The organism is Cytobacillus solani (assembly GCF_006704205.1).
Lineage (GTDB): Bacteria > Bacillota > Bacilli > Bacillales > Cytobacillaceae > Cytobacillus > Cytobacillus solani.
Genome location: NZ_CP041305.1, coordinates 1720089 through 1744572, shown reverse-complemented (window position 1 = coordinate 1744572; position 24484 = coordinate 1720089). Strand labels below are relative to the sequence as shown.

General features: G+C 41.4%; 24 protein-coding genes, 8 tRNA genes and 3 rRNA genes. 32 read left to right on the top strand and 3 right to left on the bottom strand.

Annotated features, from left to right (window positions below; all coding sequences use genetic code 11):
- Positions 1–7: 7 nt before the first annotated feature.
- The 11 genes from rpsM to FI644_RS08890 all read left to right on the top strand — a co-directional run bounded on the left by rpsM (position 8) and on the right by FI644_RS08890 (position 7733).
- Positions 8–373 carry a 30S ribosomal protein S13 gene (rpsM, locus tag FI644_RS08940; RefSeq protein ID WP_053478244.1) on the top strand — a complete coding sequence of 122 codons (366 nt, stop codon included), beginning with the start codon at positions 8–10 and terminating at the stop codon, positions 371–373.
- A 21-nt stretch (positions 374–394) separates the two neighbouring features.
- Positions 395–784, top strand: coding sequence for a 30S ribosomal protein S11 (gene rpsK / locus FI644_RS08935; RefSeq protein WP_053478243.1), 390 nt, complete (start codon positions 395–397; stop codon positions 782–784).
- Between the two features lie 173 nt (positions 785–957).
- Complete coding sequence (locus tag FI644_RS08930) at positions 958–1902, top strand: DNA-directed RNA polymerase subunit alpha (protein WP_053478242.1); 945 nt, start codon at positions 958–960, stop codon at positions 1900–1902.
- An 80-nt stretch (positions 1903–1982) separates the two neighbouring features.
- Positions 1983–2345: a 50S ribosomal protein L17 gene (gene rplQ, locus FI644_RS08925; RefSeq protein WP_053478241.1), complete on the top strand. Its 363-nt coding sequence runs from the start codon at positions 1983–1985 to the stop codon at positions 2343–2345.
- Between the two features lie 506 nt (positions 2346–2851).
- Positions 2852–3694 (top strand): energy-coupling factor ABC transporter ATP-binding protein, encoded by an 843-nt coding sequence (locus FI644_RS08920; protein WP_053478240.1) that lies wholly within the window; start codon positions 2852–2854, stop codon positions 3692–3694.
- A complete protein-coding gene (locus FI644_RS08915) occupies positions 3670–4539 on the top strand; it encodes an energy-coupling factor ABC transporter ATP-binding protein (protein ID WP_053478239.1) in 870 nt (289 codons plus the stop codon). The genes FI644_RS08920 and FI644_RS08915 overlap by 25 nt, the downstream gene beginning before the upstream one ends.
- The gene (locus FI644_RS08910) at positions 4536–5333 is read left to right on the top strand and encodes an energy-coupling factor transporter transmembrane component T family protein (protein ID WP_053478238.1); all 798 of its coding nucleotides are present in this window, start codon (positions 4536–4538) and stop codon (positions 5331–5333) included. The genes FI644_RS08915 and FI644_RS08910 overlap by 4 nt, the downstream gene beginning before the upstream one ends.
- Positions 5334–5345: 12 nt before the next feature.
- Positions 5346–6083, top strand: a complete 738-nt coding sequence (truA, locus tag FI644_RS08905; RefSeq protein WP_053478237.1) for a tRNA pseudouridine(38-40) synthase TruA — start codon at positions 5346–5348, stop codon at positions 6081–6083.
- A gap of 195 nt (positions 6084–6278) precedes the next feature.
- A complete protein-coding gene (gene rplM / locus FI644_RS08900; protein ID WP_053478236.1) occupies positions 6279–6716 on the top strand; it encodes a 50S ribosomal protein L13 in 438 nt (145 codons plus the stop codon).
- Between the two features lie 21 nt (positions 6717–6737).
- A complete protein-coding gene (gene rpsI, locus FI644_RS08895) occupies positions 6738–7130 on the top strand; it encodes a 30S ribosomal protein S9 (RefSeq protein ID WP_053478235.1) in 393 nt (130 codons plus the stop codon).
- Between the two features lie 210 nt (positions 7131–7340).
- Positions 7341–7733, top strand: coding sequence for a hypothetical protein (locus FI644_RS08890; protein ID WP_053478234.1), 393 nt, complete (start codon positions 7341–7343; stop codon positions 7731–7733).
- A 93-nt stretch (positions 7734–7826) separates the two neighbouring features.
- On the opposite strand, the gene FI644_RS08885 is transcribed toward FI644_RS08890, so the two are convergent.
- Positions 7827–7925, bottom strand: a complete 99-nt coding sequence (locus tag FI644_RS08885; protein ID WP_075209061.1) for a YjcZ family sporulation protein — start codon at positions 7923–7925, stop codon at positions 7827–7829.
- 240 nt (positions 7926–8165) lie between these two features.
- On the opposite strand from FI644_RS08885, the gene FI644_RS08880 reads away from it, so the two are divergent.
- The 3 genes from FI644_RS08880 to salA all read left to right on the top strand — a co-directional run bounded on the left by FI644_RS08880 (position 8166) and on the right by salA (position 10646).
- Positions 8166–8609, top strand: a complete 444-nt coding sequence (locus FI644_RS08880; protein ID WP_053478233.1) for a YbaK family protein — start codon at positions 8166–8168, stop codon at positions 8607–8609.
- Positions 8610–8700: 91 nt separating this feature from the next.
- Positions 8701–9417: an N-acetylmuramoyl-L-alanine amidase CwlD gene (cwlD, locus tag FI644_RS08875; RefSeq protein WP_053478232.1), complete on the top strand. Its 717-nt coding sequence runs from the start codon at positions 8701–8703 to the stop codon at positions 9415–9417.
- 170 nt (positions 9418–9587) lie between these two features.
- Entirely contained in the window at positions 9588–10646 is a 1059-nt protein-coding gene (salA, locus tag FI644_RS08870) for an iron-sulfur carrier protein/transcriptional regulator SalA (protein ID WP_053478294.1), read from the top strand.
- A 44-nt stretch (positions 10647–10690) separates the two neighbouring features.
- Here the strand turns inward: salA and gerD are convergent, their stop codons facing one another.
- Positions 10691–11329, bottom strand: coding sequence for a spore germination lipoprotein GerD (gerD, locus tag FI644_RS08865; protein WP_053478231.1), 639 nt, complete (start codon positions 11327–11329; stop codon positions 10691–10693).
- Positions 11330–11475: 146 nt separating this feature from the next.
- On the opposite strand from gerD, the gene FI644_RS08860 reads away from it, so the two are divergent.
- On the top strand, positions 11476–12114 hold the full coding sequence (locus FI644_RS08860; protein WP_053478230.1) for a KinB-signaling pathway activation protein: 639 nt from the start codon (positions 11476–11478) through the stop codon (positions 12112–12114).
- Positions 12115–12149: 35 nt separating this feature from the next.
- On the opposite strand, the gene pdaB is transcribed toward FI644_RS08860, so the two are convergent.
- On the bottom strand, positions 12150–12902 hold the full coding sequence (pdaB, locus tag FI644_RS08855) for a polysaccharide deacetylase family sporulation protein PdaB (RefSeq protein WP_053478229.1): 753 nt from the start codon (positions 12900–12902) through the stop codon (positions 12150–12152).
- A gap of 139 nt (positions 12903–13041) precedes the next feature.
- Between pdaB and FI644_RS08850 the strand changes: the two genes are divergently transcribed.
- From FI644_RS08850 to FI644_RS08770, 17 genes are all read left to right on the top strand, one after another.
- A complete protein-coding gene (locus FI644_RS08850; RefSeq protein ID WP_053478228.1) occupies positions 13042–13272 on the top strand; it encodes a hypothetical protein in 231 nt (76 codons plus the stop codon).
- A gap of 239 nt (positions 13273–13511) precedes the next feature.
- Positions 13512–15062 (top strand): 16S ribosomal RNA (locus FI644_RS08845).
- Positions 15063–15519: 457 nt separating this feature from the next.
- Positions 15520–18452: ribosomal RNA gene (locus tag FI644_RS08840) — 23S ribosomal RNA — on the top strand.
- 190 nt (positions 18453–18642) lie between these two features.
- A 5S ribosomal RNA gene (rrf, locus tag FI644_RS08835) occupies positions 18643–18759 on the top strand.
- The 16S, 23S and 5S rRNA genes sit together here with 8 tRNA genes alongside, the layout of an rRNA operon.
- 9 nt (positions 18760–18768) lie before the next feature.
- Positions 18769–18843 (top strand) — tRNA-Asn (locus tag FI644_RS08830).
- Positions 18844–18880: 37 nt separating this feature from the next.
- Positions 18881–18953: transfer RNA gene (locus tag FI644_RS08825), tRNA-Thr, on the top strand.
- Between the two features lie 18 nt (positions 18954–18971).
- Positions 18972–19046, top strand: a tRNA-Glu gene (locus FI644_RS08820).
- Between the two features lie 5 nt (positions 19047–19051).
- Positions 19052–19127, top strand: a tRNA-Val gene (locus FI644_RS08815).
- A gap of 13 nt (positions 19128–19140) precedes the next feature.
- Positions 19141–19213: transfer RNA gene (locus FI644_RS08810), tRNA-Thr, on the top strand.
- 15 nt (positions 19214–19228) lie between these two features.
- Positions 19229–19312: transfer RNA gene (locus tag FI644_RS08805), tRNA-Tyr, on the top strand.
- A 100-nt stretch (positions 19313–19412) separates the two neighbouring features.
- A tRNA-Gln gene (locus FI644_RS08800) sits at positions 19413–19487 on the top strand.
- A gap of 8 nt (positions 19488–19495) precedes the next feature.
- Positions 19496–19568: transfer RNA gene (locus FI644_RS08795), tRNA-Lys, on the top strand.
- A gap of 258 nt (positions 19569–19826) precedes the next feature.
- Positions 19827–20723, top strand: coding sequence for an arginase (gene rocF / locus FI644_RS08790; protein ID WP_053477962.1), 897 nt, complete (start codon positions 19827–19829; stop codon positions 20721–20723).
- Positions 20724–20941: 218 nt separating this feature from the next.
- Complete coding sequence (sigW, locus tag FI644_RS08785; RefSeq protein WP_053477963.1) at positions 20942–21505, top strand: RNA polymerase sigma factor SigW; 564 nt, start codon at positions 20942–20944, stop codon at positions 21503–21505.
- Positions 21506–21523: 18 nt separating this feature from the next.
- Positions 21524–22159, top strand: a complete 636-nt coding sequence (locus tag FI644_RS08780; protein ID WP_053477964.1) for an anti-sigma factor family protein — start codon at positions 21524–21526, stop codon at positions 22157–22159.
- A gap of 208 nt (positions 22160–22367) precedes the next feature.
- Positions 22368–23198 (top strand): diadenylate cyclase CdaA, encoded by an 831-nt coding sequence (cdaA, locus tag FI644_RS08775; protein ID WP_053477965.1) that lies wholly within the window; start codon positions 22368–22370, stop codon positions 23196–23198.
- Complete coding sequence (locus tag FI644_RS08770) at positions 23191–24465, top strand: CdaR family protein (RefSeq protein WP_053477966.1); 1275 nt, start codon at positions 23191–23193, stop codon at positions 24463–24465. The genes cdaA and FI644_RS08770 overlap by 8 nt, the downstream gene beginning before the upstream one ends.
- Positions 24466–24484: the final 19 nt, after the last annotated feature.

Sequence of the window (24484 nt, the reverse complement as noted above, 5' to 3'; positions counted from 1 at the left end):
CTAATTTATGGCACGTATTGCTGGTGTAGATATTCCACGTGAAAAACGTGTAGTAATCTCATTAACTTACATCTATGGGATTGGTAAAAATACTGCTCAGAAAGTATTAGCAGAAGCTGGTGTTTCTGAAGACACTCGTGTTCGTGATTTAACAGAAGATGAGTTAAATAAAATCCGTGAAGTCATCGATAAGCTAAAGGTTGAAGGTGACCTTCGTCGTGAGGTTTCACTTAACATTAAGCGTTTAATGGAGATCGGAAGCTATCGTGGTCTACGTCATCGCCGTGGTTTACCGGTTCGCGGACAAAACACTAAAAATAACGCTCGCACACGCAAAGGTCCTCGTAAGACTGTAGCGAACAAGAAGAAATAATCGGTAAAGGAGGTACTTTAAATGGCACGCAAAACTAATACACGTAAACGTCGTGTGAAAAAGAATATTGAACAAGGTGTTGCACACATTCGTTCTACTTTTAATAACACAATTGTAACTATTACTGACGCTCATGGGAATGCACTTTCTTGGTCAAGTGCTGGTGCGCTAGGATTTAAAGGTTCACGTAAATCTACTCCTTTCGCAGCTCAAATGGCAGCAGAAACTGCAGCGAAGTCATCTATGGAACACGGAATGAAATCTCTTGAAGTAACTGTTAAGGGACCTGGTGCAGGACGTGAAGCGGCTATTCGTGCGCTACAAGCTGCTGGTCTTGAAGTAACTGCTATCAGAGACGTGACTCCAGTTCCACATAACGGATGTCGCCCACCAAAACGCCGCCGTGTTTAATTTTTCTGTATAGAATTTGTATCCTTGTCTATAATGGGATATGATGTAAATGTTTTATGTTTATACAGGATAATTATTCCAGTTGTTGTGCACAAAACGGGAACGTATACATGGGGGAATTTCGGTTAGTATGCTAACCGGGGTTTCGACGTTTTGAAGGAGGGTATATTTTCATGATCGAAATAGAAAAACCAAAAATCGAAACGGTTGAGATCAGCGATGATGCCAAGTACGGGAAGTTCGTCGTAGAGCCGCTTGAGCGTGGATATGGTACTACTTTGGGTAACTCCTTACGTCGTATCCTTTTATCCTCACTCCCAGGTGCCGCAGTCACATCGATTCAAATTGATGGGGTACTTCATGAGTTCTCAACAATTGAAGGCGTCGTAGAAGATGTAACATCTATCATTTTAAACATTAAGAAACTTGCACTAAAAATTTACTCTGATGAAGAGAAAACTCTTGAAATTGATGTAAAAGGTGAAGGCGTTGTTCATGCTGCTGACATTACCCATGATAGTGATGTAGAAATCCTTAATTCTGATTTACACATTGCGACTTTAGGTGCTAATGGTCATTTACGCATGCGTCTAACTGCAAGAAGAGGCCGTGGATATACGCCAGCTGTTCAGAACAAAAGAGAAGATCAGCCGATTGGTGTTATTCCTATCGATTCTATTTACACACCAGTTTCACGTGTGTCTTATCAGGTTGAAAATACACGTGTAGGACAAATGACTAACTATGATAAGTTAACATTCGATGTTTGGACTGATGGAAGTACAGGTCCACAAGATGCTGTTGCACTTGGTGCGAAAGTCTTAACTGAGCATTTGAATATTTTCGTTGGATTAACTGATGAAGCTCAAAATGCTGAAATCATGGTTGAAAAAGAAGAAGATCAAAAAGAAAAAGTACTTGAGATGACCATTGAAGAACTAGATCTTTCTGTTCGTTCATATAACTGTTTAAAACGTGCTGGTATCAATACCGTTCAAGAATTAGCTAATAAGACGGAAGAAGATATGATGAAGGTACGTAACTTAGGCAGAAAGTCTCTTGAGGAAGTTAAACACAAACTAGAAGAGCTTGGATTAGGCTTACGTAAAGATGATTGATTAGTTAACGTTTGTTAACCTGTCATAATTCTTGTAGCTTATCGGCTTAAGAATGACTTCAACAAAGGAGGGAAACTTTCATGGGATACAGAAAGTTAGGACGTACTAGCTCTCAACGTAAAGCTATGCTACGTGACTTAGCAACAGATTTAATCATCAATGAGCGTATTGAAACAACTGAAGCTCGTGCGAAAGAACTTCGTTCAGTTGTTGAAAAAATGATCACTCTTGGAAAACGTGGCGATTTGCATGCTCGTCGTCAAGCAGCTGCATTCGTACGTAATGAGGTAGCTAACGCTGAAACAAAGCAAGATGCAGTTCAAAAATTATTCAGCGATATCGCTTCTCGTTATGAAGAACGTCAAGGTGGATATACTCGTATTATGAAACTTGGACCTCGTCGCGGTGACGGTGCACCAATGGTAATTATCGAGTTAGTTTAATTTCTATTCGGATGAAGGGCAGGACAGTTTGTTCTTTGCCCTTTTTCTGTAATAGAACAAACTTCTGTAAGGAAGTAGCCAAAGTGAGTGTTACGATGGGCATGATTCGTTCATACACAAATTACAGGTGTATGATTTATGCATATGCATAAGCTTTCTAAGATCATGTCGCGTCTAGCTCTTCTTGCACCTTTCCGATTTATATTTGTCTTAGCGCTAAGCAGGTGGAGGCCTGTTTTTCGGGAAGGTGCGGGCTTTTTTAAATAGGATACTGTTGAATGGGCTTAAATAGGGACAGTATTGACATTTTATAAGCTCGAATAGCAGATTTGGAAATTAGCGCTTTTCTTGTTTGTAATGGTCTTTTAATATATTTTTTTGATAAATTTACTGTCTTTGCTATTGAAGCTCGCCAAAAATGGCGGGTTTTTTATTTATAAATTTGTTTTGATTGGTTAGGAGAACAGTTTAGAATAGAGAAGAGTAAGTTGAGAGGAGGAGCTGCTTTGAGTAAAGAAAAGCTAGTTCAATTAGATAATATTTCATTTCAGTATGCTTTAGAGACTGGGTTTGCACTAAGAAATGTTTCTTTTGATATATATGAGGGCGAATGGCTAGCATTAGTCGGTCATAACGGTTCTGGTAAATCAACCCTCGCTAAGCTATTAAATGGGTTACACTTTCCTCAAGAAGGTTCAATTAAGGTGAATGGGATGCTTCTTACAGAGGAATCAGTATGGGAGATAAGAAAAAAGATTGGTATGGTCTTTCAAAATCCTGATAACCAATTTGTTGGAACAACTGTAAAGGATGATGTGGCTTTTGGTTTAGAAAATAACGGAATTGTTCGAGAAGAAATGCTAGAAAGAGTCAAGTATTCGCTGGAAAAGGTAAAAATGGCTCAATTTCTTGATCAAGAGCCGCACCATCTATCCGGTGGCCAGAAGCAAAGAGTGGCTATTGCTGGTGTCATCGCACTTAGACCTTCGATTATTATTTTGGATGAAGCAACCTCGATGCTTGATCCAAGAGGTAGAGAAGAGGTTTTGGAGACGGTTAGAGAGTTAAAAGAGAACCACCATATGACAGTCATTTCGATTACGCATGATTTAGAAGAGGCAGTAAAGGCGGATCGGATCATTGTAATGAATAAAGGGGAACTTTACCGGGAAGGTAGTCCGAAAGAAATATTTCAATTGGATGAAGAACTTGTTCAACTTGGCTTGGACATTCCATTCCCAGTTAAATTGAGTAAGCTTCTAAAGGAACAAGGGGTTTCACTATCTAGGCATTTTTTATCAGAAGAAGAGTTGGTGGCAGAGTTATGGACATCTCACTACAAAAAGTAGAATACCGTTATCAGGCTAAAACCCCTTTTGAACGCCTTGCCATTAAGGATGTGTCTATTAATATTCCATCAGGAACCTTTCTAGCGATTATTGGCCATACAGGCTCCGGGAAATCAACGGTCTTGCAGCATTTGAATGCCTTATTAAAGCCAACTGCAGGTAAAGTTGTCATTGGGGATAAAGAAGTCACGGCAGATAAAAAGCAAAAAAATTTAAAGGAAGTACGGCAGAAGGTAGGTATCGTTTTTCAGTTTCCAGAGCATCAATTGTTTGAAGAAACGGTTGAAAAAGATATTTGCTTCGGACCGATGAATTTTGGCGTAACGATGGAAGAAGCGCAGAGAAGGGCAAAGGTAGCAATTAAACAAGTCGGACTTTCTGAAGAGATATTGAGCAAATCCCCGTTCGACCTATCTGGCGGTCAAATGCGCAGAGTAGCCATTGCTGGTGTGTTAGCAATGGAACCAGATGTTATCGTACTGGACGAGCCGACTGCAGGACTTGATCCACGCGGGAGAAAGGAAATTATGGATATGTTCCATGCTCTTCATATTGAGAGAAAACTATCGACTGTGCTAGTCACACATAGTATGGAGGATGCTTCTAAATACGCAGACCACATTGTTATTATGCAAAATGGGGAAGTGTATAAGAAAGGAACGCCAGAGGAAATTTTCACTTCTCCTGAAGGCTTGATGCAGCTTGGGTTAGATGTGCCTGAGGTCGTACGCTTCCAGCAAAAAATCGAAGAAACCTTTCATATAAAGTTTTCGCAAACTTGTTTAACTGTGGAGATGCTAACTAAGGAAATTGCCTCTTTACTAAAGGGGGGTGGGCAGAAATGATGGAGAAGATGATTTTTGGCCGTTATGTTCCTGCTCAATCGCTGATTCACCGCATGGATCCGCGTTCAAAGCTAGTGATCATCTTTTTATTTGTTTGTATTGTTTTTATCGCAAATAATAGCCTAACATATGGATTATTAGCGATTTATACATTGGTAATGATTTCTTTATCTAAAGTGCCCTTTCGGTTTATTATATCGGGACTGAAGCCTGTACTATGGCTTGTACTTTTTACATTGCTCTTGCATTTGTTTTTAACAAAGGAAGGGGAACTCTTATTTCAAGCTGGCTGGTTCTCCATCTATGAAGAAGGTTTAAGGCAGGGGATTTTCATATCCTTACGCTTCTTCCTACTTATATTGATGACATCGATTCTTACATTAACGACGACGCCGATTGAAATAACAGATGGATTAGAGAACTTACTTCATCCGTTAAATAAAGTAAAATTTCCTGTACATGAGCTTGCTCTCATGATGTCCATTTCGCTTCGCTTTATACCGACCTTGATGCAAGAGACAGATAAGATCATGAAGGCACAAACAGCTAGAGGAGTCGACTTCTCTAGCGGGCCGATTAAAGATAGAGTGAAGGCGATTATCCCCCTATTGATCCCGCTTTTTGTCAATTCCTTTAAAAGGGCAGAAGAGCTTGCTACAGCGATGGAAGCAAGGGGCTACAGAGGCGGAGAAGGCAGGACGAAGTACAGGCAGCTTAGCTGGGGGATTAAGGATACTTCAATGCTCGTATTTCTTGGAATTTTAACAGCTTTATTAGTCCTATTTCGAACGTAATGGAGCAATGTGATGCAAAGATATAAATGTATAATTTCTTATGATGGTACACAATTTGCTGGCTATCAAGTCCAGCCAAATAAGCGGACAGTGCAAGGTGAAGTGGAGAAGGCGCTTAGAAAGCTTCATAAAGATATGGATGTCAAGGTTAGTGCTTCGGGCAGAACGGATGCTGGCGTTCATGCAAGGGGGCAGGTGATTCATTTTGACTCCCCTCTTAAGATTCCTTTGGAAAAGTGGGAGGTTGCGTTAAATACGCTGTTACCGGAAGATATCGCCATCATTCATACAGAAATGGCTGCCGATGATTTTCATGCCCGTTTTGATGCAAAAGGGAAGGAATATCGTTATTTCGTTTATCGTTCCTTGCAGCGCAGCCCATTTAAACGAAATTACGCTTATCAGTATCCATATTCTTTAGATATTAAGAAAGTTAATGAAGCTGTCCCCTTTTTGATTGGAGAACATGACTTTACAAGCTTTTGCTCAGCTAAAACAGATGTTGTTGATAAGGTACGTGAAATACGTAAGATAGAAGTGGTAGAAGAGGGAGATATGCTGATTTTCCGCTTCGTCGGAAATGGTTTTTTGTATAATATGGTTCGCATTTTAGTGGGGACGCTTCTAGGGGTGGGTGCAGGTGATATTTCTCCCGGATCCATACCAGATATACTTGAAAAAAGGGATCGTGTATATGCAGGGAAAACAGCGCCGGCACAAGGTTTGTATTTATGGGAAGTGCATTATTGAAGTGAAAATAGGTGTCATTATAAAAAAACATTAAAACAACTAAACCTGGCGTAACATTTTATTGACATTAGTCGATGAAAAGTGTATCATAGCAAAGGTATTGTTATTAAAACCACGATAAGCCCCGGAACTTATTGTGTCTAAGATAAATGAAACCAAATGAATGAATAATGGAAATTTTAGGAGGGAAAATTGATGCGTACAACGTTTATGGCGAATGCAAACAATATCGAGCGTAAATGGTACGTAGTTGATGCTGAAGGCAAAACTTTAGGTCGTCTTGCTAGTGAAGTTGCATCAATCCTACGTGGTAAACATAAACCAACTTATACACCACATGTTGATACTGGTGATCATGTAATTATTCTTAATGCTTCAAAAATCCACTTAACTGGTAAAAAGCTTACTGACAAGATTTACTACCGTCACAGCTTACACCCAGGTGGTTTAAAAACTAGAACTGCTAATGAAATGCGTACAAACTACCCTGAGAGAATGTTAGAGCTTGCTATTAAAGGCATGCTTCCAAAGAATTCTCTTGGTCGTCAAATGTTCAAGAAATTACACGTATATGCTGGCGCTGAACATAAGCACCAAGCACAACAACCTGAAGTTTACGAACTTCGTGGATAATTTTTAGGGGAGGTTATTAACTTGGCACAGGTTCAATATATTGGTACTGGTCGTCGTAAGAGCTCCGTTGCACGAGTTCGTTTAGTTCCAGGCGATGGTCAAATTATTATCAACGGTCGTGAAATTGAAGATTATATCCCATTTGCAGCATTGCGTGCAGTTGTAAATCAACCGCTTGTAGCTACTGAAACACAAGGCAGCTATAATGTACATGTAAATGTTAATGGTGGAGGATACACTGGTCAAGCTGGCGCAATTCGCCACGGTATCGCTCGTGCGTTACTTCAAGCTGATCCAGGATACCGTCCAACACTAAAAGCTGCAGGTCTATTAACTCGTGACGCTCGTATGAAAGAACGTAAAAAATACGGTCTTAAAGGCGCTCGTCGTGCACCTCAGTTCTCAAAACGTTAATATCAACTTTTCAAAGACTCTCAACCAATTTGGTTGGGGGTCTTTTTTATATAAAATTAGAATTTTCGTGAGGAGACATAGCTTTTATCTATACAACTTGCCATTGTTCAACATATGATAACCCGGACAAGCTTAAAAATAGAAAACTCGTTCAATGGATTGATACTAAGTTAAGCGTCCTTACAATTAATAAGAAAGGGGTTCATGTGAATGAGCGAAGGCGATTATAAAGAAATACTATTAAAGGAGTTAGTCAGGCAAGGAGAGGCATTAAATTTAATTATGGAACAAATGCAAGGTCGAGAAAAGGTGGGAAAAGCTCCATCACAAAATGAGGAAATATTGATTAGACTAGTCAATGAAATCTCAAGCATAAACGAATCTACACAAATACAACGTGAAAATGTAAATAAATTATTAATTGAAATGACCCAAATAAACGACAAGTTAGAAAACATTAAATCCACTAAGGAATTTCAACCATCAGAGCCAGCTAAACATCCTTTTAGTTTTCTCAATAGCTTTAATCTAGAAAAACTGTTAAAGATGGCAAAAATTGCGGGAGATCTATATGAATTAAATAAGAATAATGAAAATGAATAAAAAAAGGCTGACTTATTATATCCCCTAATAAGTCAGCCTCATTCATTTTGATGCAACTCGTATCGCTATTAGATTGATACTGCTCCTATTCCTTTAAAATACAGCGCCAATAATGATCAACAATATGAACAATATGACAATTAGCACAAAGGTGCTGCCATTTCCATTTCCATATCCTCTAGTTTCAGCCATTTGTTTTTCCTCCTTCGAATAGTTTTGAAAGAGCTCTTTCATCTATAAGGTATGAATTGAATCAAACTTTGAATAGGACAAGCATATTGATTGTATTGCGGAATTTTACTTTTTAATCAAAAAATGATTACATAAAGAATTTTTTTGAAGGATTTATACAAAATTGGCAGACAAAAGCGTCTGCATTTTTGTATGTCTCTCCTTTTGCGGTTAAAGACTATCATTAAGAGGTGGGAAGGCATGAATGTAATTACAACCTTTGCAGAAAAGAAACGTGAAAAGCAAATTAAATATGAAAAGTCCATTTTAAAGGAAATTTCTATAAAGGCATTAAAGGAAAAAGTTCAGCATCATTTTGGATCCTCAAGATTTGTATCTGGGCTTATGATGAATGCTGGGATTGAAGAAGCTTGCTATGATGTAGCGATTGAAGCGTATTTATTAGGTGCTCATTTTAGCCGATTTGGATTATATGGCGAACCTGCGGAAGACGTAAGAAATCGTTGCCGATACGAGATACAGCATTTTTCAGATACACTTTACAACTTCCTCTTATATTGGGGTCATGGGGAAGAAGGAATAATAAGTGAATCTCTCTATTACTTATGTGAGGAATATGTAAATACCTGGTGGATGGAGGGGTTTCAAAAAGGTCAAAGGAGACATAAACTCCGTCTTCATTAATTTCGCTCCTAACTACTGTGTTTCCTAGTTCTATCTCTTTACCTTGTCCCATATATTTTAATGGAGGACGAGCGGGAGGTTGACAGGGAATATGAAAAAATTAAAAGCTGCGGCATTCGCCATTGGACTTATCGTCCTATTTTTAATTTTGCAATATGATTTTTCAGAAGAGGATTCTTGGGAATCATGGCATTTGCCGTTAACTGGGAAGATTATTTTACTTGATCCAGGTCATGGTGGTCCAGATGGCGGAGCAGGGGACGAGGATGCACTTGAGAAGGAAATTGCCCTTGATGTGACACTGAAGGTGAGAGAATATCTTCAAGAACAGGGAGCGCTTGTCATTTTAACGAGAGAAGATGATCGTGACCTGGCTCCAGATGGCACAAGAGGATATAGCAGACGAAAAGTAGAGGATTTAAAGAAGCGCCTCGAACTGATTAATACGTCAGGGGCTGAGTTTTTTGCGAGCATTCATTTAAATGCGATTCCTTCTTCACGCTGGAGCGGCGCACAGACCTTCTATGCATCTCATAAAGATGAAAACGCAAGGGCGGCAAAGTTTATACAGGATGAACTAAGACGAAACTTAGAAAACACGAATCGAAAAGCAAAGAAATTAAATAATGTATATATCTTAAAAAACGCTGAAATTCCTGGCGCTTTAGTGGAAGTAGGCTTTTTATCCAATCCAGCTGAAAAAGAAAATTTGAAGAAAGAGCAATACCAGAATAAAGTAGCAGCCTCGATATATATGGGGATTCTCAGGTATTTTTCCGATGAAAAAGAATTAAAGGAAGAGGAATAAAAGATGCTAAAAGGCATCTTTTTTTGTGCTCTAAAGAAACCGATTAATTGAAAATTTATAGGAAGTACGAGTATTGGTTTTAATTTGATAAGGTGTGATAGAATTAACTGTAGCGCACTAACATTATGTTATACTTTAATGGAAACGAATTCATAAAGGCAGGTGCTAGTATGTTAACGGAACAAAATATTAGAGAAGTTTTAAGTGGAGTTCAAGAGCCATTTATACATAAAACACTAGGTGAACTCGGTGCCATTGATGAAGTGAAAATCAAGGAAGATAAAAATCATGTAAGTGTAAAGATATTAATTGCAAAAACAGGTAGTGCTGAGCAGCTACAGCTTCAAACACAAATTGTGAATTTGTTAAAGGAAGCAGGTGCAGCAACTGTTGGTATCCGGTTTAGTGAACTGCCGGAATCTGTATTAGCCCAGTATCGTCAAGCGGTGAAAGAAGAAGATAAAGGGTTGCTGTCTCCTGATAGCAAGACGACCTTTATTGCGATTGCGAGTGGAAAGGGTGGAGTTGGGAAATCTACTGTTTCGGTGAACCTTGCAGTCTCATTAGCACGATTAGGGAAAAAGGTCGGCTTGATTGATGCTGATATTTACGGATTTAGTGTGCCTGATATGATGGGGATTACGACACGCCCTGTTGTAAGAGGAGAGAAGATTATTCCGGTTGATCGTTTTGGTGTAAAAGTCATTTCTATGGGTTTCTTTGTTGAAGACAATGCTCCAATTATATGGAGAGGCCCAATGCTTGGAAAAATGCTTAATAGCTTTTTCAATGAAGTAGAATGGGGAGACATTGATTACTTATTACTTGATTTACCTCCTGGAACAGGTGATGTGGCACTGGATGTTCATACAATGCTTCCAGCTTGTAAAGAAATCGTTGTTACTACTCCACATCCAACTGCTGCATTTGTTGCTGCTCGAGCTGGTGCGATGGCCATAAAAACTGAACATGAAATTTTAGGTGTTATTGAAAACATGGCTTATTTTGAAAGTAAGCTTACGGGTGAGAAGGAATATGTCTTCGGTCAAGGCGGAGGACAGAAACTTGCTGAAGAATTAAAAACAGACGTTTTAGGTCAGCTGCCTCTTCAACAACCAGACTGGGATGAAAAGGAGTTTGCTCCTTCTGTATATCAAGAAGATCATAGGTTGGGAAAAATTTATACTGAAATTGCACAGAAAGTCGTTTATTCTCTTGAAGGCAAATAAAAAAACCTCTTTTCACTTTGTGAAAAGAGGTTTTTTTCTTGGGATTAGCTGCCGCCTTGGCCACTCTGGCCTCCACCTTGATCACCGCCTTGCTCTTTATCACTTTGCTCTCCGCTTTCTCCTCCTTTTTCACCGCTTTTTACTTCACTAGCGGCTTTTAGGAGAATTTCTTGGATTTTTGCCTTAAAGAGCGGACTCTCAAATGTTTCAGTGACAACGGTCTGCAAATGTTCACGATATTCCTTGCTTTTTAATACATTAGTGACTTCTTTTTCTAATTCAGGATCTTTTAAAACTTCTATCATCATTCCGCGGTATTCAGGATCCTTCATTAGATCCTTTAAAAGCTTTTCATTTTCTTTTTTCATGCTTTTTGCAATGCTTTCAGCAAATTTAGGATCTTCAAAGGACTTTTTCCAAAATTCTGTTCCCTTATCCGAGGTTAATGTCCTTTCGATCGTTTCTGAAACAACCGTTTGGTCCATTACAAGCTTCTGCTTCATTTTGTCATCTTCCATTAGCTCCTGTATTGCTTTTTTGCCATCATCTGTTTTTAGTATATCCACAATCATTTTCTTTGTTTGTTCATAATCCAAATTATTGCCGCCAGCTTCACCTGAGCCACAGCCTGCGAGCATCATAATTAGCATTGAAGGGACGAGTATACGGAATATTTTTAACATATAGAAGCTCCTTTCAGAGATGTCCTTAATGTTAGAATGAAGAAAATGAGCAAATATTATTCGCTTGAATTGCTTTACCTAGATTTTTTATTGCTACGTTGGTACAATCAAAAGGGATTGAATAAATGCTATGGAGGAAAAATAAGTTGACTAGCCGGAACTGGGTAAAGTTGTTTATGACAACTCTGTTAGTTGGGGGATTAACTACTGGGGTTGTAGGTTTTATTGTGCGCTGGAATGAATTTGAACCTATATTTACATCTTTCGATCTTCTTGAAATATTATCTGTTTTAATATGGTTAATTGGAGTAGGTTTTATTTTCAGTGTTCTAAGCCAAGCAGGTTTTTTTGCTTATTTAACCGTTCATCGTTTTGGACTTGGCATATTTAAATCCCATTCGTTATGGAATGCAGTTCAGGTTATTCTAATCTTGTTTGTTTTATTTGATTTGGTCTACCTTCGTTATAATACTTTTGCTGAAGAAGGAGACAGCATTTGGCCATATGTTGGAGTAGCAGCATTTATCCTTGTTGTTGGAGCGGCAGTGGCAGCAATGAAAGTTAAGATGACAAGTAAAGAAGCATTTATACCTGCTGTATTTTTTATGGTTGTTGTAACAACAATCGAGTGGGTCCCAGTTTTGCGAGTAAATGAAGAAAGCTGGGTATATCTAATGATATTTCCGTTATTAGTATGTAACGCGTACCAGTTGCTTATTCTTCAAAAGCTTAATAAAGCTTCACAAGAGCAAAGACAAAAAGTAGCAAAAAAGCCGGCCAAATAAGGACGGCTTTTTTGCTTAGTTAATATATTATTGTATTATTTGACTTCGCTTGTATTTGTTTCAGCATTCGCAATCATTTCAGAAACGGACACAAACTTTAAATTTTTGCTGTTTATCCCTTGGATGATTTGAGGCAAAGCTTTTGCTGTTTGTTTCGCAGAATCTGAGGCGTGTAATAGCAGGATATCTCCCTTTTTTGCTTGTGCCGCATTCTTGACGATGACCTCTATGCCGGGATTTGTCCAATCCTTTGAATCAAGACTCCAATGTACAACCGTATATCCGAGTCTGTCAGCTACCTTTAATGTTTTTTGATCAAAATGTCCTGTCGGTGCTCGAATTAGCTTAATATCTTTTACATTTAACTTTTTAAATGCATCTTGAGCCTTCGCAATATCCTGCCTAATTTTCTGTTCTTCAAGCTCGGTATAGTCTTCATAATTATAACCAAGTATTCCAATTTCATATCCTTCCTTAACGATTCGAGCAACAAGATCTGGGTGACGTTCTGCCCATGATCCCGCAAGGAAAAAGGTAGCAGCTTTCACATTTTCCTTTTTAAGAACATCGAGAATGGGTTCTGCCTTTTCATCGCCCCACCCGATATTAAATGTGAGTGCCAGATCTTTTTCACCTTTGTATATTGCTTTAGGCCCGTCTTTTGTTGAAAAAGCTGGCAGATGAACAATGTTTCCGACGTAAAGGAACCAGGCAGCAAAAAAAGCGGTTGTTACAACGATAACAAGCTGTTTAAACGTTTTTCCGTTAAGCACAAAAAAGAAGTTCATAATTCCTCTCACCTCGTCCAAATACTTCTTGTCTCAATCTTATGCAAGTAATTTTCAAAAATGATTTGAAAAACAAATTCATAAAAAAAATAAAATGGAAAATACTACAAAAACCAAACTGAAATAAAGGGGTTATAGGATGTTAGGAATGTTAATCAATCAAAAAGAACAAAAAGAAATAGAGTATTTAATAAAAAGAGAAATGGATGAAATATTATTTGATTTGAAGGATGAACGAATCGATCATATAGTAAAAAGAGCAATGGAAGAGAGATATAAAATATTATTTTCGTTATTCAAAAGAGTGGCTGCACCTAATGAATGCTTGAAATATATGCTAAATAGACAGAAGAGGGAACAAAAGGGATAAAACTTTCAAAAAAACTCTTTGATTTTTGTTGACTTAGTTTTATTTAGCTGTTATATTAATAAGCGTCGCTAATGACGTAATGAAAATAACTTAAAAAAGTTGTTGACGTCGAAAGTGAAAGGTGATATATTAATAAAGTCGCTGTAAGCAGCGGAATTGATATTGCTCTTTGAAAACTGAACGAACAAAAAACGTCAACGTTAATTCAAGTATTAAAACTTAAGAGCTAATCTTACTCTTTATTGGAGAGTTTGATCCTGGCTCAGGACGAACGCTGGCGGCGTGCCTAATACATGCAAGTCGAGCGAATCTGAGGGAGCTTGCTCCCAAAGATTAGCGGCGGACGGGTGAGTAACACGTGGGCAACCTGCCTGTAAGACTGGGATAACTTCGGGAAACCGGAGCTAATACCGGATAATCCTTTTCTACTCATGTAGAAAAGCTGAAAGATGGCTTCGGCTATCACTTACAGATGGGCCCGCGGCGCATTAGCTAGTTGGTGAGGTAACGGCTTACCAAGGCGACGATGCGTAGCCGACCTGAGAGGGTGATCGGCCACACTGGGACTGAGACACGGCCCAGACTCCTACGGGAGGCAGCAGTAGGGAATCTTCCGCAATGGACGAAAGTCTGACGGAGCAACGCCGCGTGAGTGATGAAGGTTTTCGGATCGTAAAACTCTGTTGTTAGGGAAGAACAAGTACCGTTCGAATAGGGCGGTACCTTGACGGTACCTAACCAGAAAGCCACGGCTAACTACGTGCCAGCAGCCGCGGTAATACGTAGGTGGCAAGCGTTGTCCGGAATTATTGGGCGTAAAGCGCGCGCAGGTGGTTTCTTAAGTCTGATGTGAAAGCCCCCGGCTCAACCGGGGAGGGTCATTGGAAACTGGGAGACTTGAGTGCAGAAGAGGAAAGTGGAATTCCAAGTGTAGCGGTGAAATGCGTAGAGATTTGGAGGAACACCAGTGGCGAAGGCGACTTTCTGGTCTGTAACTGACACTGAGGCGCGAAAGCGTGGGGAGCGAACAGGATTAGATACCCTGGTAGTCCACGCCGTAAACGATGAGTGCTAAGTGTTAGAGGGTTTCCGCCCTTTAGTGCTGCAGCAAACGCATTAAGCACTCCGCCTGGGGAGTACGGCCGCAAGGCTGAAACTCAAAGGAATTGACGGGGGCCCGCACAAGCGGTGGAGCATGTGGTTTAATTCGAAGCAACGCGAAGAACCTTACCAGGTCTTGACATCCTCTGACAATCCTAGAGATAGGACGTTCCCCTTCGGGGGACAGAGTGACAGGTGGTGCATGGTTGTCGTCAGCTCGTGTCGTGAGATGTTGGGTTAAGTCCCGCAACGAGCGCAACCCTTGATCTTAGTTGCCAGCATTCAGTTGGGCACTCTAAGGTGACTGCCGGTGACAAACCGGAGGAAGGTGGGGATGACGTCAAATCATCATGCCCCTTATGACCTGGGCTACACACGTGCTACAATGGATGGTACAAAGGGCTGCAAGACCGCGAGGTTTAGCCAATCCCATAAAACCATTCTCAGTTCGGATTGCAGGCTGCAACTCGCCTGCATGAAGCCGGAATCGCTAGTAATCGCGGATCAGCATGCCGCGGTGAATACGTTCCCGGGCCTTGTACACACCGCCCGTCACACCACGAGAGTTTGTAACACCCGAAGTCGGTGGGGTAACCGCAAGGAGCCAGCCGCCTAAGGTGGGACAGATGATTGGGGTGAAGTCGTAACAAGGTAGCCGTATCGGAAGGTGCGGCTGGATCACCTCCTTTCTAAGGATGAAATGAAGTCTAACTTCATTAAAAGACGTTTCATTGTTCGTTCAGTTTTGAGAGAGTAATCTCTCATATTATTTTGCTCCTGCGCCGCAGTAGTTCGAGGAAGATAAACCTCAGCTCGTCGCAAGGCAGCATGATGAATAGCTACGAAGCTTAATCACGTTGTGATTGAAATCAGTAGCCTTGTTCTTTGAAAACTAGATAATGCAATAAAGAAGATAACCGAGTAATCGCCATCTTAGTTTTTTCTCTTATATTGAGTTTTTAAAACCAAGTAAGTTTTTTCTCTTATATTGAGTTTTTAAAACCAAGTAAGAGTGTAAACCATGAGGGCAATGAGCAACAAGCAGATCAAGGAAGCGACCGAGCGAGCACCGGAACGTACTCAGTACGTGAGGAGCACAGCGAGAGAGCTGACGCCGAGATGCGCAGTTGATCATTGACCGAAGTAGGTTAAGTTAGAAAGGGCGCACGGTGAATGCCTAGGCACTAGGAGCCGATGAAGGACGGGACTAACACCGATATGCTTCGGGGAGCTGTAAGTAAGCTTTGATCCGGAGATTTCCGAATGGGGGAACCCTCTATCCGTAATGGGATAGAATCTTTACCTGAATACATAGGGTATTGAAGGCAGACCCGGGGAACTGAAACATCTAAGTACCCGGAGGAAGAGAAAGCAAACGCGATTCCCTGAGTAGCGGCGAGCGAAACGGGATTAGCCCAAACCAAGAGGCTTGCCTCTTGGGGTTGTAGGACACTCTACACGGAGTTACAAAGGAACGAGGTAAATGAACAGGTCTGGAAAGGCCGGCCAGAGAAGGTAAAAGCCCTGTAGTTGAAACTTCGTTCCCTCCAGAGTGGATCCTGAGTACGGCGGGACACGAGAAATCCCGTCGGAAGCAGGGAGGACCATCTCCCAAGGCTAAATACTCCCTAGTGACCGATAGTGAACCAGTACCGTGAGGGAAAGGTGAAAAGCACCCCGGAAGGGGAGTGAAAGAGATCCTGAAACCGTGTGCCTACAAGTAGTTAGAGCCCGTTAATGGGTGATAGCGTGCCTTTTGTAGAATGAACCGGCGAGTTACGATTACATGCAAGGTTAAGTTGAATAGACGGAGCCGCAGCGAAAGCGAGTCTGAATAGGGCGAATGAGTATGTGGTCGTAGACCCGAAACCAGGTGATCTACCCATGTCCAGGTTGAAGTTCAGGTAACACTGAATGGAGGACCGAACCCACGCACGTTGAAAAGTGCGGGGATGAGGTGTGGGTAGCGGAGAAATTCCAATCGAACTTGGAGATAGCTGGTTCTCTCCGAAATAGCTTTAGGGCTAGCCTCATGTAGAAAGAGTCTTGGAGGTAGAGCACTGTTTGGACTAGGGGCCCCCATCGGGTTACCGAATTCAGACAAACTCCGAATGCCAAAGACTTATCCATGGGAGTCAGACTGCGAGTGATAAGATCCGTAGTCAAGAGGGAAACAGCCCAGACCACCAGCTAAGGTCCCAAAGTATACGTTAAGTGGAAAAGGATGTGGAGTTGCTTAGACAACCAGGATGTTGGCTTAGAAGCAGCCACCATTTAAAGAGTGCGTAATAGCTCACTGGTCGAGTGACTCTGCGCCGAAAATGTACCGGGGCTAAACGTATCACCGAAGCTGTGGATGGACATCTACGATGTCCGTGGTAGGAGAGCGTTCTAAGGGCGTTGAAGCTAGACCGCAAGGACTGGTGGAGCGCTTAGAAGTGAGAATGCCGGTATGAGTAGCGAAAGATGGGTGAGAATCCCATCCACCGAATGCCTAAGGTTTCCTGAGGAAGGCTCGTCCGCTCAGGGTTAGTCGGGACCTAAGCCGAGGCTGAAAAGCGTAGGCGATGGACAACAGGTTGATATTCCTGTACCACCAAACTCCGTTTGAGCAATGGGGGGACGCAGGAGGATAGGGTAAGCGCACTGCTGGATATGTGCGTCTAAGCAGTTAGGCTGCAAGCGAGGAAAATCCCGTTTGCGTGAAGGCTGAGCTGTGACAGCGAGGGAAATATAGTACCGAAGTTCCTGATTCCACACTGCCAAGAAAAGCCTCTAGTGAGGATAAGGTGCCCGTACCGCAAACCGACACAGGTAGGCGAGGAGAGAATCCTAAGGTGAGCGAGAGAACTCTCGTTAAGGAACTCGGCAAAATGACCCCGTAACTTCGGGAGAAGGGGTGCTTTTTAGGGTGAATAGCCCTGAAAAGCCGCAGTGAATAGGCCCAGGCGACTGTTTAGCAAAAACACAGGTCTCTGCGAAGCCGCAAGGCGAAGTATAGGGGCTGACGCCTGCCCGGTGCTGGAAGGTTAAGAGGAGGGGTTAGCTTACGCGAAGCTCTGAATTGAAGCCCCAGTAAACGGCGGCCGTAACTATAACGGTCCTAAGGTAGCGAAATTCCTTGTCGGGTAAGTTCCGACCCGCACGAAAGGCGTAACGATCTGGGCACTGTCTCAACGAGAGACTCGGTGAAATTATAGTACCTGTGAAGATGCAGGTTACCCGCGACAGGACGGAAAGACCCCGTGGAGCTTTACTGTAGCCTGATATTGAATTTCGGTACAGCTTGTACAGGATAGGTAGGAGCCTTGGAAGCCGGAGCGCCAGCTTCGGTGGAGGCATCGGTGGGATACTACCCTGGCTGTATTGAAATTCTAACCCATGCCCCTGATCGGGGCAGGAGACAGTGTCAGGTGGGCAGTTTGACTGGGGCGGTCGCCTCCTAAAAAGTAACGGAGGCGCCCAAAGGTTCCCTCAGAATGGTTGGAAATCATTCGAAGAGTGTAAAGGCATAAGGGAGCTTGACTGCGAGACCTACAAGTCGAGCAGGGACGAAAGTCGGGCTTAGTGATCCGGTGGTTCCGCATGGAAGGGCCATCGCTCAACGGATAAAAGCTACCCCGGGGATAACAGGCTTATCTCCCCCAAGAGTCCACATCGACGGGGAGGTTTGGCACCTCGATGTCGGCTCATCGCATCCTGGGGCTGTAGTCGGTCCCAAGGGTTGGGCTGTTCGCCCATTAAAGCGGTACGCGAGCTGGGTTCAGAACGTCGTGAGACAGTTCGGTCCCTATCCGTCGTGGGCGCAGGAAATTTGAGAGGAGCTGTCCTTAGTACGAGAGGACCGGGATGGACGCACCGCTGGTGTACCAGTTGTTCTGCCAAGAGCATCGCTGGGTAGCTATGTGCGGAAGGGATAAGTGCTGAAAGCATCTAAGCATGAAGCCCCCCTCGAGATGAGATTTCCCATAGCGTCAAGCTAGTAAGACCCCTGAAAGATGATCAGGTTGATAGGTTTGAGGTGGAAGCGTGGTGACACGTGGAGCTGACAAATACTAATCGGTCGAGGACTTAACCAAAATGAAAGGCGAAGGCGACTGTTCAACTTCGAGAGGCGTTGGAGAGCCGACCATGCAAATCCCGCATTTGGATTTGTAGGGGCGGATCGAAACGACCGAGAAGTTAGGAGCCGTAGCTGGACAAAATGATTACTCAACTTCTTCTTTAGCATTATCTAGTTTTGAGGGAACAAACCTCATCATAAATAGGTCTAGTGACGATGGCGAGAAGGCCACACCCGTTCCCATCCCGAACACGGAAGTTAAGCTTCTCAGCGCCGATGGTAGTTAGGGGCTGTCCCCTTGTGAGAGTAGGACGTCGCTAGGCTTTAAATATTCCGCAGTAGCTCAGTGGTAGAGCTATCGGCTGTTAACCGATCGGTCGTAGGTTCGAGTCCTACCTGCGGAGCCATTTTTTCTGAAGATCTATTTGAGCAGGTAGTTTTTATGCTTCCATAGCTCAGCAGGTAGAGCACTTCCATGGTAAGGAAGAGGTCAGCGGTTCGAGCCCGCTTGGGAGCTTACCATAATCAATTATATGGCCCCTTGGTCAAGCGGTTAAGACACCGCCCTTTCACGGCGGTAACACGGGTTCGAATCCCGTAGGGGTCACCATTTTCGGAGGATTAGCTCAGCTGGGAGAGCATCTGCCTTACAAGCAGAGGGTCGGCGGTTCGATCCCGTCATCCTCCACCATTAATTTTATTTTGCCGGCCTAGCTCAATTGGTAGAGCAACTGACTTGTAATCAGTAGGTTGGGGGTTCAAGTCCTCTGGCCGGCATGTTTTATAACTTTCGGAGGGGTAGCGAAGTGGCTAAACGCGGCGGACTGTAAATCCGCTCCTTCGGGTTCGGCGGTTCGAATCCGTCCCCCTCCACCATTATTTTTAATAGCAATATTAAAAATGGACAAGAATAAACTAGTCCTTTTTATTTTTTAAGAATAATCATTGTCCTTTTTGCAAATGATATTAGAATCATTGGGCTATAGCCAAGCGGTAAGGCATCGCACTTTGACTGCGACATGCGTTGGTTCGAATCCAGCTAGCCCAGCCATTATTTTTGAGCCATTAGCTCAGTCGGTAGAGCATCTGACTTTTAATCAGAGGGTCGAAGGTTCGAGTCCTTCATGGCTCATTTATATGATGAAGAAAAGACCTTAAGGGAATGAATCCTTTTAGGTCTTTTTTCTCTTATTCATTGTAAAACGTATTACGGTCAGAAATAAATTCATGAAGCCCAGTGTAAAGGCTACATACTTAAGTGACTAACTATATTAATTTTTAGAATCTTACTCATTTTTCGTATATATATACATGCTTTTGTCGAGTTGAGTCATTTCTTTTAATATGGTTAAAATAGAGATAGATACAGGGATGAAGGGAGAATCTTTTCATGAAGAAGCTTGCCATTATTGGGATGCCTATGGATTTGGGACAAATGAGACGCGGAGTGGATATGGGGCCAAGTGCTATCCGTTACGCTGGTATAAATGAAAGGCTAAAAAATTTATTTGATGAAGTTCATGATCGAGGGGACATTGCTATTGGAAGACCCGAAGTAGAGATAGATCCAGAATCGAATCTTAGAAATTTGCATTTAATTGCAGAAAAGTCAGAAATGCTTGCTAAGGAAGTCGATCAGGTAATTGAAGCAGGTTCATTTCCATTAGTTCTTGGTGGAGATCATAGTATTGCGATTGGAACACTAGCTGGGGTAGCGAAGCATTATAATAATCTTGGTGTTATCTGGTATGATGCACATGGAGATTTAAATACGGCAGAGACATCGCCAACTGGGAATATACATGGGATGCCGCTTGCGGTAAGCCTTGGAATGGGGCATCCGTTATTAACGAATGTTGGTGGATATGCACCGAAGGTTAAGCCTGAAAATATTGTAATTATTGGCGCACGTTCATTAGATGAAGGGGAACGAGCCTTGATTAAGGAGAAGGGTATTAAGGTTTATACGATGCATGAGATTGACCGCATTGGGATGACGAAGGTTATGGAAGAAGCGATTTCCTATTTAAAGGGAAACACGGATGGTGTACATCTTTCTTTAGATTTAGATGGACTTGATCCTAATGATGCACCAGGTGTAGGAACTCCGGTACTAGGAGGCATAAGCTACCGTGAAAGCCATTTAGCAATGGAGATGCTGGCTGAATCTGAGATTATTACATCAGCTGAATTTGTAGAAGTAAATCCGATTCTCGATGATAAGAATAAAACAGCAACTGTTGCTGTAGCCTTAATGGGATCGCTATTTGGGGAAAAGTTATTATAGTATAGTTGAAAGCAAGAACATTATGTTCTTGTTTTTTTATTAGGCATTCAATTGAACTTCTATAATTAATATTCTTTTACACCAATAGGAAAAAAACCATCCAAGTAAGTAAAAATTTGTTAATATAGATATAATGAGTATTTTTTTAAAAAAAGTGAAACCTTTTCCGCTATCGATTCGTAATGTCGATTAGCCGCATGTTGAGCGGAGGTAAAAAAATGGAAGCAATCGTAAAGAAAAGGATAAAACAAGTATTAAAAGGCGATCAGGATGCTTATGCAGAAGTGGTTGAAATATATGGAGAAAAGGTATTTCAAATCTGTTACAGAATGCTAGGAAATAGGCATGAGGCGGAAGATATTGCTCAAGAGGCTTTTTTGAGGGCATACGTCAATATCCATAGCTTTAATATTAATCTAAAGTTCTCTTCGTGGCTTTATCGAATAGCAACAAATCTTTGTATCGACCGGATCAGAAAGAAGAAGCCTGATTATTATTTAGATGCAGAGGTGGCAGGTACAGACGGACTAACAATGTATTCACAAATTGCATCAGATACAAGCTTGCCTGAAGACGATGTAGAGAGCTTAGAGCTACAGGAAACCATCCAGAGGGAGATTTCTAAGCTTCCTGAAAAATACCGTACTGTTATTGTATTAAAGTATATTGAAGAGCTATCCTTAAATGAAATTAGTAAGATTTTGGATTTGCCCTTAGGTACGGTTAAGACTAGAATACACAGAGGAAGAGAAGCATTAAGAAACCAATTACGGCATGTATAATAAAAGAGGGTGAGAACTTTGAAGTGTCCAGCAGAAATGATCATTTATATGCATGAATATTTAGATGAAGAGATCTCAGCCGAAAATGAACAAGAATTAAGAGCACATCTCCAAAGCTGTAAGGAGTGTCAAACACATTTTCATGAGTTACGAAAGACCATTGCTCTTGTTCAGAGTACTTCACATATAAATGTGCCATCGGATTTTACTGCAAAGGTGATGGCTAAATTGCCTAAGGAAAAACGTAAGGTCGGTTTTCAGCGTTGGGTCAGGCATCATCCTTTATTTACGGCAGCTTCTTTATTCATCGTGCTTATGGCAGGAAGTTTATTTTCTTCATGGGAGCAGGATCATGAATTTTCAGTATCCAAGCAGCCAAATCTTATCGTCCAAAATGATACCGTCATTGTCCCTAAAGGAGAAGTTGTTAAAGGCGATGTGACTGTGAAAAATGGAAAAATCCAGATTGAGGGACAGGTTGAAGGCGATGTTACCGTCATCAATGGAGAAAAGTACCTTGCTTCTGCTGGTCAAGTGACAGGAGAAATTAAAGAAGTGAATGCGATTTTTGATTGGCTGTGGTATCACATCAAAAAGACCGCAACAGAGGTGGTTTCTATTTTTGACCAAGAAGAACCTGAAGCAGCAAAGTAAAATAGGAACACTGCATGTATGCAGTGTTCCTATTTTTTATTTCAAGTATATTCCTCATTGGAATGGGATTGCTTTCAATGATATAATATGAAAGTTACGAAATGAATAGAACTAATCGTATTTTGAACAGTCTGGCTCAAGCCCGAAGAGTTCCCTTAATAAGGGCAAGACGCATGCACTGTATTAATATATTTTTGGAGGAAGGACAATGTCGTTGTTTTCAGATTTCTCTATACTGAAATTTTTGGCTAATACTGTTGACATTCTCCTTGTATGGTTCGTCATCTATAAGCTTATTACCATTGTACGTGGGACGAAAGCTGTTCAATTAGTAAAAGGAATATTCGTTATACTCCTCGTGAAAATTATCAGCGATACCTTCCACCTGCAAACATTAGGATGGATGATGGAACAAGTACTTATTTGGGGATTTTTGGCAATTGCAATTATTTTCCAGCCTGAACTAAGAAGAGCGCTTGAACAATTAGGGCGAGGACGCCTTTTCTCAAGAAGTGGCAATCAGGAGGGCGAAGATCAGGAGAAAATGGTAGAGGCGATTGTTAAAGCTGTTGATTATATGGCAAAGCGCCGTATTGGTGCGCTTATTTCCGTAGAGCGTGAAACGGGAATGGGTGATTATATTGAAACAGGTATTCCGCTTGAATCAAAAATCTCCTCTGAATTGCTAATAAATATCTTTATCCCTAACACTCCATTACATGATGGAGCTGTTATTTTACAAAAGAATACGGTTGCTGCTGCTGCGTGCTATTTGCCTTTGTCAGAAAGCCCGTTTATTTCAAAAGAGCTTGGAACACGACATCGGGCTGCTCTTGGAATTAGTGAAGTAACAGATAGTTTAACCGTAATCGTATCAGAAGAGACCGGCAGTGTTTCGCTGACGAAAAATGGCGAGCTGCACAGGGATTTGAAATCAGAAGCATTCAAGGAATTGCTTACGAATGAACTAATCGCTAAAAATAATGTAAAACAAACTTCTTCAGGACGTTGGAACTGGAGGGTGAAGAAAAATGGATAAATTTATCGATAAACTTGTTGATACCCGCTGGTTTATGAAAATAGTTGCCTTAATCCTTGCCTTACTGCTTTTCCAATCCGTATATGATCCAATTAAAAATGTATCGAATGTAAATGTTCCAGGAGAGCAAGACACAGAGGTACTATCTGATGTTCCGGTTAAGACGTATTATGATACAGAGAACTTAATTGTCACTGGTGTACCAGATACAGTTGAACTTACAATAAAAGGACCAAAAAATGTCCTTCAGCCAGCAAAGGTACAAAGGAATTTTGAAGTGTATGTGGATTTATCTGATGCCGAAATAGGTACAGAAAGGGTACCAATCAAAATTAGGGATATTTCGGATAAATTGGATGTGACCATTGATCCGGCATATGTCAATGTCAGTATACAAGAAAAGGTTACAAAGGAATATAAAGTTGATGTTGAATTTGATCAGTCATTAGTTGAAGATGGCTATATTTCAGAAGCACCTGAGGCTGAGCCAAAGAAAGTGAAGATAACCGGTGCGAAAGATGTAATCGAAAGAATTACCTATGTAAAAGCGGCCGTAAATATTAAAGACCCGATTAGGGAAACCGTAAGAAGAGAAGCTCAAGTTCTTGTATTAGATAAGAACATGAATAAGTTAGATGTATTCATCGAACAGGAAACGGTGGATGTAATTATCCCTGTTAAAAGCTTGAGTAAGGTCGTACCAATTAAAATCGTTGAAAAGGGAAGTCCGCCAGAGAATATTTCTGTTGAATCGATTTCACTTGATGTAACCGAAGCAAAGATTTATGGCAGTCAAGAGGTGCTGGATAAAACGGAAAATGTAAGAGTGGAAGTGGATCTTAGCCAAGTGAATGGAAATACAGAAATCACTTTGCCAGTCATTATTTCGGATGAAATAAAAGAAGTCAATCCAACGACTGTTAAAACAACAATAAAGACGAGTGAAAAAAATAGTGAAACAAGTAAAAATAATGAAGAGGCAGATGAACACAAGATGTTCTCAAATCTCCCTATTCATCTAACGGGACTAGCCAGCGAATATGAGGCTTCCCTCCAGACACCAGCTAATGGGGCTAATTTAACGGTTACAGGGAAACGCGATAAGATTGCAGAGCTGCAGGCGAGTGACTTTAATGTCTTTCTGGATTTAGCTAATTTAAGTGAAGGGGACCATGAAGTAAAAATTAGTGTTAAAGGTCCGACGGATATTGATTGGAAGCTGGCGACGGAAACGGCAAAAATATCGATTACTCAAAAGGAAGTATAATCTAGAAAAACGAAAGAAG

Excerpts from the sequence above, each read along its gene's own strand:
- cwlD (WP_053478232.1), top strand. The coding sequence starts at position 8,701 with ATGAAAAAATTAAAAGCTGCGGCATTCGCCATTGGACTTATCGTCCTA.
- truA (WP_053478237.1), top strand. The coding sequence starts at position 5,346 with ATGCAAAGATATAAATGTATAATTTCTTATGATGGTACACAATTTGCT.
- cdaA (WP_053477965.1), top strand. The coding sequence starts at position 22,368 with ATGTCGTTGTTTTCAGATTTCTCTATACTGAAATTTTTGGCTAATACT.
- rpsK (WP_053478243.1), top strand. The coding sequence starts at position 395 with ATGGCACGCAAAACTAATACACGTAAACGTCGTGTGAAAAAGAATATT.
- FI644_RS08915 (WP_053478239.1), top strand. The coding sequence starts at position 3,670 with ATGGACATCTCACTACAAAAAGTAGAATACCGTTATCAGGCTAAAACC.
- FI644_RS08885 (WP_075209061.1), bottom strand. The coding sequence starts at position 7,925 with ATGGCTGAAACTAGAGGATATGGAAATGGAAATGGCAGCACCTTTGTG.
- salA (WP_053478294.1), top strand. The coding sequence starts at position 9,588 with ATGTTAACGGAACAAAATATTAGAGAAGTTTTAAGTGGAGTTCAAGAG.
- pdaB (WP_053478229.1), bottom strand. The coding sequence starts at position 12,902 with ATGAACTTCTTTTTTGTGCTTAACGGAAAAACGTTTAAACAGCTTGTT.
- rplQ (WP_053478241.1), top strand. The coding sequence starts at position 1,983 with ATGGGATACAGAAAGTTAGGACGTACTAGCTCTCAACGTAAAGCTATG.
- FI644_RS08880 (WP_053478233.1), top strand. The coding sequence starts at position 8,166 with ATGAATGTAATTACAACCTTTGCAGAAAAGAAACGTGAAAAGCAAATT.
- FI644_RS08910 (WP_053478238.1), top strand. The coding sequence starts at position 4,536 with ATGATGGAGAAGATGATTTTTGGCCGTTATGTTCCTGCTCAATCGCTG.
- rocF (WP_053477962.1), top strand. The coding sequence starts at position 19,827 with ATGAAGAAGCTTGCCATTATTGGGATGCCTATGGATTTGGGACAAATG.
- gerD (WP_053478231.1), bottom strand. The coding sequence starts at position 11,329 with ATGTTAAAAATATTCCGTATACTCGTCCCTTCAATGCTAATTATGATG.
- rplM (WP_053478236.1), top strand. The coding sequence starts at position 6,279 with ATGCGTACAACGTTTATGGCGAATGCAAACAATATCGAGCGTAAATGG.
- FI644_RS08890 (WP_053478234.1), top strand. The coding sequence starts at position 7,341 with ATGAGCGAAGGCGATTATAAAGAAATACTATTAAAGGAGTTAGTCAGG.
- FI644_RS08850 (WP_053478228.1), top strand. The coding sequence starts at position 13,042 with ATGTTAGGAATGTTAATCAATCAAAAAGAACAAAAAGAAATAGAGTAT.
- rpsM (WP_053478244.1), top strand. The coding sequence starts at position 8 with ATGGCACGTATTGCTGGTGTAGATATTCCACGTGAAAAACGTGTAGTA.
- sigW (WP_053477963.1), top strand. The coding sequence starts at position 20,942 with ATGGAAGCAATCGTAAAGAAAAGGATAAAACAAGTATTAAAAGGCGAT.
- FI644_RS08770 (WP_053477966.1), top strand. The coding sequence starts at position 23,191 with ATGGATAAATTTATCGATAAACTTGTTGATACCCGCTGGTTTATGAAA.
- FI644_RS08930 (WP_053478242.1), top strand. The coding sequence starts at position 958 with ATGATCGAAATAGAAAAACCAAAAATCGAAACGGTTGAGATCAGCGAT.